We start from the raw sequence: 8,485 nt of genomic DNA, 5'->3' as shown, positions 1-8,485 counted from the left end.
CTGGTGTTGCCGGTCAGGCTGGTGGGGCGTAGCAGGTCGTCGTATTCGTAGGTGACGCTTTCGGTCGGGAGGCCGCCGGCGGCGGGGTGCGACTGCGCCCGAATGGTTTCGTCCAGGCCGTACCCGGTGGAGAACAGATAGCGGCCAGCAAGTGCGCCTTGTGATGCGGGGATAGTGAGGGCGGTTTTGTCGGCGCGGCCGAGCTGGTCGTAGTGGCGCACCGTGCTGATGTAGTCGCCGTCGCTGGTGTGTCGGGTGGCGGTGGCGAGTTTGCCCTTGCCGAAGGGGGCGGTGTCGTAGGTCCAGGACGCTAGGAGGGGTCCGTCGGCCGCGCCTTCGCGGGTGGCGGTCTTGCGGCCCAGTCCGTCGTAGTCGGTGAAGACCTTCTTGCCGCGGGCGTCGGTGGTCGAGGTGAGGCGGTCCAGGTCGTCGTAGGTGAAGGCGATGGTGCCGGTGTCGGGGTCGGTGGTCGTGGTTTTGCGGCCGAGGAGGTCGTAGGTGCTGGTGAAGGTGTTGCCGGACGGGTCGGTGACCGTGGCGAGCAGCCCGGCAGGGCTGTAGGTGTAGTGGGTGGCGTCGTAGTCGCCAGTTAGGGTGGCGGCCTTGTACTGGCGGCGTTCGATCACCTGCCCTTGGGCGTTGGTGATCTGGGCGGTTGGGGTGGCGCCGGCGGGTGGGGTGACCGAGACGCGGTCGCCGCCGCCGTAGGTGTAGGTGGTGCGCCACAATTCCGCGTCGGGTTGGGAGCCGTTGCCGGTGGTGAGTTTCTCGAGGGTCTTGCGGCCCAGGCCGTCGTATTCGGTGCGGGTCTGGGTTTCGACCTGGCCGGGTGTGCCGACGCCGAACAGTTCGGTGCTGGGTGCTCCCTCGGCCGCGTAGGGGGCGTAGGTTTTGACGACTTGGCCGCGGTTGTCGTAGAAGGTGTCGCTGATCAACCGTCCTGTCTGGCCGGGCACCTGGGCTTGGCGGGGGCGTAGCCACCCGTCCAGCAGTTTGATCCCCGATAGCCGCTGTCCGCCGGTTGCGGTCAGCGTTGTGGTGGTGACGGCGACGATCTGGTTCTCGGTGACGCGGTATTCGTACTCGTAGTTGGGATTTTGGTCGTTGGCCTTGGACTGGTTGGGCAGCCATACCTTGGTCAGCCGGCCGAGCGGGTCGTAGGCGTAGTCCGTGCGCTGTCCCCAGTTGGACTGGTCGATGGTGGTGATCGGGACGCCCCATGCGGGGTCGAGGTGCTGCACCGCGGTCAGTGCGGTTGAGGAGTCGCCGGGTTTGGCGGGCGGGCTGGTGGTGGTGATTTGGGTGTTCAGGCCCTGGGTGTCGACGTAGGCGGTGGTGGCGGATTGACCGGCGGCGTCGATGACCTTGGTCGTCCTGCCGTAGTCGTCGTAGACCGTCGCGGTCTGTGCGACGTATCGAGGGGCGCCGCCGTCGTATTCGGCGAGCTTCTCGACCTTGGTGACACGGCCCTTGGACGGGCCGGCGCCGAAGGCACCGTTGTCGTAGTAGGTGCGCACGTCGGAGAGGATCTGAGCAGGCCGGTCGGGGGTGACGGTGCAGGCCACCGAGACGGTCTCCAGCCGGGAGGGGAACTTCGCCATCCAGGCGCCGGTGTTGTCGGCGTAGCTGGTGCGGGTGCATTTGTCATCGCTGGGCGTGCTGGTGTCGCCCAGGTCGTTGACCGCGATGGCTCTGCCGACGCCGGGGCCGGAGTCTTCGAAGGTGTTGTCGGTCTTGGTCTCGGTCCAGCCGCCGCCGTCCTTGACGGTCCAGGTCCGGGAGGTGTCGGTCGCGGTAACGTTCGCCGTCGTGGTTCCCCAGGAGCGGGTGCGTGACGCGGTCTGGATTCGCCACGGGGTGTTGACCGTCTTGGAATGGATGCTGCCGCCCGGCCCGGTGTACTGGACGGTCTTGAGGGTGAACCCGGCATGGGCGCTGTGGTCGGTGTGGGTGCCGCCCTCGCCGTCGGAGACGGTCACCGATTTGGTCCCACCGGCCTTGGTCTTACGGTCGCCGTCCATACCCCGCAAGTAGTAGGTGTCGGCCTGGGTGGAAGGGGTGTTATAGGAGCCTGTGAGGGTGCGGACGTGGCCGTAGCCGCGCCACTGCGACCATGTCTTGTTCTTCTCCTTGGTCAGCCCGTCATCGTCGTCGAAATGCCAGGCCGCGCCACCCAGGTACTCGTACTTGGTGGCCATGTCCGGGGACAGTCCGGTGCGGTCAGTCTGGATCACCGAGTTGACCACGTATTTGTGGAACCAGTCGGTGATCGGGTCCTCCCGACCCGGGGGTGTCCAGATCACCGGCATGCACCGGGTGGTGTTGGTCTCCGGCGTCGGGAGGTTGCTCAGCGAACAGTCAGGATCGGAGTAATCTATGTCGATCTGTCCACCGGACTCATCAGAGATCGTGCCGACCCGGTACCGGACGTAGGGCAGGATGTCGTCGCCGGTCTTGTCCAGCCGGTTGGCGAGTTGGACTTGTTGGAACTTCACCTTCGGCAGCATGGTCGTGGTGCCATCGGCAGCGTGGCCGGTGTGTTGGATTTCGTCCAGCAGCAGGTCACGTTCGACGTCAGCCAGCCCCCAGGAGTGGTTCATCGACCACGAATCCACGGGCCGGTACCCCGAACCGTCGCTCTTAATGATCTGGGTAGTGACCTGGGTGAGCCGTTTGCGGGACCAGAACGTTGGCGCTAGAGCGCCGTGGGTTTCCTTGCATTCCTGCCCGGCGTCGCAGTGCAGGTCCCAAGGAACGTCCCACCACTTGTCCGGGTTCGTTCCGATCTTGGACGGGTCGCAGTCGAAGGTCGCGTTGGGGATGCAGCGTTCGGAGGTGGTGAAGGTGACCTGTGCGGGTGCCTTGGCGAACAGGGCGTCCTTGCGCAGCCCGTAGGAGATCGTCTTCAAGTACCCGCCGCGCACGTACGGGGTCTCGTCGGCGGCCTTGAGGTTGCGGCCGTAGTGGTTGATCTCCTGGCCGTAGGTGTAGTTGATCGCGTTCCCGCCCGGGTCCACGACATAGTCCAAGTTCCAGCGGTAAGCCTGCTGACACCAGGACGCGGCAAACGACGACCCGTGACACGGTTCGCCGGAGTCGTCACCGAACACCGGGACGGTCCACGTCGATTTAGTCTCCGGTTTTCCGCTCACCCAGCCCGGAAGTCGGTTGAGGCCGAAGAAGTACTGGATCCCGTCGGTGGTGGTGACCTTCCAGTACTCCCCATTGTCGTCACCATTGCTGTTCGAGGAGCTGGTCAGCCTCTCGAATTTGGTGCCGTCGTCATTCTTCATCCGCCAGGTGCCGTCAGAAGCCTTGATCAGCTCCCCGCCCTTGCCGGCCCAGGTGACGGTGGCGTTGTCATAGCCCCAACACTGGTCCGCGGGATCGTTGCCCCATTCATCTGTGGGGGCCCCGTCTTCCTTACACGACTTGTAGCGCCGCTCGATATATCCCGGCCACAGATCGAATCCCTCACCTAGCCAGGACGGCTGCCCGTTGGAGTTGGCGGTCCGACCATCCACACTGCCCGAGGAGTAGGAGACTGCGACCTGGGGTGTCAGCTCGCCAGGCACAGGTGGCACCCGCATCGGATACGACCAGGTGAAATCCCCGCTGTTCCCGCCAGCCTGCCAGGTCGCCGACGCCTCCAGCGACGTCGCCCCGTAATCACCCTGCGAACTGTCAGATCCGGCTGCCGCGACCAGCAGTGTGGCGTTCTGCCCCGTGGCGGTCACCGCCGCCGATCCCGAGGGGGCGGCCGGGGCGGCCTCGACCTCGGCGGTCAAGGTTTTGGCCGCGCCGTCGTTGGTAGCCGTCACCGGCTTCGGGGTGCGGCACTGGGGCTTGTTCGGCGTCGTCAACGCGCACGCGGGCAATTCCATCAGCCGCAACCGGGCGCCGTACGCGCCACCGAACGCCTGCACGAACTCCGAGTAATCCAGCCGAAGCTTCACTCGCCCCGGCGCGGCGGCATCGGTGCGGGCCACCGTGAACGCCAGCCCGTCCACACCTGCTCCGCGGGCCGTTCGCCGGTCCAGGACCTGCACCTGTACCCGCTGCGCCGGCGGCACTGACCTGGCAGCACGCTTCCGCCCGCCAGGCGCCAGAATCTCGATCGGGAGCTCGCCCACTTCGCCTTCGTCGCCATCAGAGCCCCTGCTGCTGCGGGCCTGGCCCGAGGCGGACGGCACGTCCACCTCGGCCGCAGCGGGCTTGGGCCACGCCGCCCTGGCCGCCGGGCCAGGCTTGGCCGGGGCGGCTTTCCGTGGCCGCGCTTTCAGGGACCGGCCGTCTACCACCCGCTCGTGGTCTTCGACCTTGGGTCGCTCAGAGTTCGGCGGGTCGGCCAGCGCCGGCGGGACCGACACCAGCCCGGCCGCCAGCGCCACCGCCGTCACGATCGCGACGGCACGGGCCGACCGCCGCGGTTCGAGTACCAGCGTCCGACGACGGAACGTAACGCGGCCTGCCTTCACGACATCCTCCACAGAGCGGGTCCCTCAACGGGCACACTCGGCATGCATCAAGTCCAAGATGGGTTCGCCCGAAGGGCCGCCACCCGGAAATATGTGGCGGCCGGGTGCGGTCAGGGTCCGGTTTTGGTGGGGAGTTCCGTGTCGACGGCGAGACCGGCGACCTGCTGTGGGGTCAGCGCGGCCTGGTAGGCCCACACGTCGTCGACTGCATCCGGCCAGAACTCGGTGCCGTCAGGCGCACCGAACTTGTTGCGGCCTACCTGCAGGCCGCCGTTGTTCTGCGCTTTGAAGGGGAACACCTGGTCCTCCTGCGATACCCCGCCGGATGTTTCTTCGAGTTGCCCGTTGACATAAAGACTGACCCGATGCCGCAGCGCGTCATACACCACCGCGACATGAACCCAATTCCCCATGAGGAACCGGGAGTGAGAAGCGACCAGCGTAGTGGCGGCCGCATCATCGGAATTGCGCATCACGACCTGCCATCCGCCTTGCTCGACCGGATCCTCTCCAGGCACGTACCGCAACGCGAACACATTCGCCTGGGAACCGGGCTGGGAGAACACCGTGGCCGGCTGCTGCGGGCGCCCCATGTTGCGCACCCACCCTGCGATCGTGAAACTCTCGTCCGTCCAGACCGGCGGCGCCGGGGTCTCGGCGAACGCCTGGCCGGCGCCCAGCATCAGACCCGCCGGCGAGGTCCCCCACCCGAAGCCCGCATCCGGCGCAAGGACCGCACCGTTGTGGAACTGCAGGTCGGGGGCATCTTCAGGAAACGGGTCCGCCTGGCCGTTGGTGTTCAGCATCCACCGAGCCTTGAGCACGGGATGCTCGGCCACCATGTCCTCGGCTTCCTTGGCGCCCAGGATGCGGTCATAGACGTGCACGTCGTCGATCTTTCCGGGCCAGTAGTCGACCGGAACACCGGCGTACTTGGCCCGTCCGATCTGCAAACCGCCGGTGGCGTTCCAGGTCAATGTCACTTCAGGACTATCGATCCCCTTCTCGCCGTTCACATAGATGCGCAGCCGCTTGGCCACCGCGTCCCACACCCCGACCAGGTGCGTCCAGGCCCCGGCATGCGCCGGCCGCGCCGACGTGGCCTGGTACCAGCCGGACTGATTGGTGTCGTACGCGGTCTTGGCGAACACCCACTTCTGCGTACTCTTCACATACTTCAGATAGAACCCGCTGAAGTAGTTTCCCTCCGCGGACAGCACCGTGAAGTCGTTGTCCGGATCGGATGCGTCCACCCAGACCCACGCCGACACCGAGAAACTCTCGCTCGTATCCATGACCGGGCTGTCAGTAGCGGCGTATCCGGTGGAACCGTCCAATTGGACCGCCTGATCGACGTGGCCGACGGTGCCCGCCGTCACGCCCCCGTGTACGGCCGCCGAAACGGCCGGTTCACCAGACCGGGTCACCGCCTGCAACGTGGTCGCACCGGCCGGTTCGTCCAGCTTGAAACTGGCCAGCGGAGCCGAACCGGCGTTCGCACGGAACTCATAGGACACGGACGGACCCACCTGGCTGGAAGGCGCCAGCGCCTGCACCGTCAAGATGTTGGGGCCCAGGCGGGTCGGCGCGATCTGCACCTGCCGCGCCGCACCGGCGGTGGTGGTCACCGTCGTCAACGGCTCGCTGTTCAGGGTGATCTGGAAGCGGTCGGCGGCACCTTCAGGGTCGGAGATGGTGAACGTCCCGGCCTGGCCCACACCACCGTGCGCAGCGCCGTCCTGGGGGTAGTCGGCCGAGGAGATGGTCGGCTCCCCGGGCTTCGCGGGGTCGTAGTAGAAGTAGCAGCCGGTTTGGGCGCCGGCGTAGCTCCACGGGCCCCACTGCTCACCGTCCCAGGCCCGCACGCCCCAGCCGATCTTCGTGCCCTGCGGAATCGTCGAGGGCACCTCGACATCGAACTTGCTGTTCGTGGCCTTTGGCCCCGTCAACGCCGACGTCCATTTTTCGCCCCAGTCCGACCCGTCGGGGTTGTTCGCCCAGTGCAACGTGAACTGCCCCTGCACCTTGTTTTCGTCCTCGTCGTCAGGATCCCTCAGATAGGCGTACAGGGTGGAGAAGTCGTTGACCGTCTTGGCCTCGCCGCTGGGCAGGCACTTGGTGCCCGGGTCGGCGTACATCGTGTCGGTGTCGGGCTGCAAAGGCGGGTTGTTGTACTGCACCTTCAGATACGCGTCATCAGCGAACCGTTTCCACCACGCCATGCCCGACTCGCTATAGGCTTTCAACCCGAGCGTGATCGTGCTGTGACCTTTGTTGACCGCGTCCTGTACATGCGCGCGCAGCTTCGACCCGCCGAACTCCACCGGCGTCTTGGAGCAGTACGCCACATCCTGCGAGGTCAGATGCTCATCCCACACCGAGGAGCTGTTGGTGTTGTTCCACGTCGCATACGACTGCAACGTGTTCGTCCGCCACAACTGCACCGAAGTCGGATTGCTGCAGTTGTAGGCGTAGGTCTCGAACGCGGTGAACTCCACGTTCTGGATGTAGCGGCCCTTGATCGCCGGCAGCGACATTCGGAAGAACAGCCGCTTGGTCTGGTTCTTCACACAGTTGGGGTCATCGGCCACCTCGCAGCGGCCCATCCCCTCGGTCGACTTTCCGGCGAATTTGTAGTACGACTGGTCCGGCCAGCCCGAGGACACCATCCCCCAACTGGACGCCTTGTACGTCGCCCACACGGGATCGATGTACACCGGGAACCTGGTGTCCGGCGCCGTCAGCAGCCCCTGATCCGGAGTCAAAGTGAGATTGCCGTTCCCGACGGCCACATCGATCGGCGCGATCTTGGCACCCTCCGCCGGTTCCTCGGTCGGCTCTGCCTCCGCCTGGACGCGGGACTGCGACGTCGCCCCTGCCTGGGAGGAGTCCCACATCTTCGGGGACGGCGCCTCGAACACAGCTGCACCCGAACCCGGGTCGGTGGCCTTCAACACCCCGCTGCCCGGCTCCTCACTCACCGCAAGGCGGGTGGTCGACATCGCCATCACCAACTCGGCCACCATCGGATTCGTGGCCGCCGCGGCGGTCTTGACCACCAGCACATGCGCGAACCCGTCCGCCCGCGCCCGCAACCGCAAATCCACATCCGGGCCCGCCACACCCTCATAAACGGCGGTGTCACCGTCCAGGGTCGGCTCGGGCAATGCCTGCGACCACGACAGCGCCAACGTACGACCCGCCCGGGTCAACTGCACCATCGGGCCGTTCCCTCCACCGGAGAACTTCAGCCCGACCGTCGTCGCACCCGGAACCACCACGTCCCCCGAACGACGCAAAGTGGTATCAATATCGACCCATTCACCGCCTTGACGTGCACGAATAGGCTGCACACGCTGTTCGATCTCGATACGGCCGTTCGGCAGGGCCCGTACAGTCCGGGTCTCGCCACGCCGGGAGGCGATCTCCACCGCTTCACCGGTCTGTTTGGCCGTGGCAAGAGCCTCCTTCTCGCTCGCCTCGACTCTCGGCTCATCAGCGTGAGCTGCGGGCTCCCGCATCACTAACCCGGCCGGAACCTGCAGGAATCCGGCGACCAACACCAATGCCAGAACACGGGCCAACCAGGCGGGGCGCCGCCACAACAACGAACGAGAAACCGATGTAGACCGGCATGCCACACCGCGACCCATGTGAATCCCAAGGCGTGAAGGGTTGTTAACCGCTTAAAGGTAACTCGCCGGCCGGCTGCCGAGAAGACCAGCTGATGATCTACCTTTTGTGATCTACCTCACGGTTTTCGAAGGGATATACCAAAGCGCTTGATCGCCTGCCCTGGGCTCTTGATACCTCCGCTCAACACTCAGTGACCTTGCGCACGCGGAGCAGAATTGCGGTCCTGTATTTCGGAGGATACTGGGCATCCGGAAAGGGCGATCAGAGGTCGGACCACATAGGTTTTCCGCCGTCAACCGCAGAAGACGCCACGATTGACTGAGGGCATCTCATCGAAACCGATCCGGACAAGGAAGCTTTCCATGTCACAA

The 8,485-nt window shown here is 65.6% G+C and carries 2 protein-coding genes; both read right to left on the bottom strand.

Features of this window, described 5'->3' with window-relative positions:
* On the bottom strand, nt 1–4,490 hold a 4,490-nt coding region (locus ACGFIS_RS31010; RefSeq protein WP_392973371.1), incomplete at its 3' end, for an RHS repeat domain-containing protein.
* Nucleotides 4,491–4,588: 98 nt separating this feature from the next.
* On the bottom strand, nt 4,589–8,041 hold the full coding sequence (locus ACGFIS_RS31005; protein ID WP_392910703.1) for a LamG-like jellyroll fold domain-containing protein: 3,453 nt from the start codon (nt 8,039–8,041) through the stop codon (nt 4,589–4,591).
* Nucleotides 8,042–8,485 lie beyond the last annotated feature (444 nt).

This window comes from Spirillospora sp. NPDC048824 (genome assembly GCF_043198455.1).
In the GTDB taxonomy this organism is placed as follows: Bacteria; Actinomycetota; Actinomycetes; order Streptosporangiales; family Streptosporangiaceae; genus Spirillospora.
The sequence above is the reverse complement of the archived record's forward strand: the minus strand, read 5'-3'. Positions and strand labels throughout refer to the sequence as shown.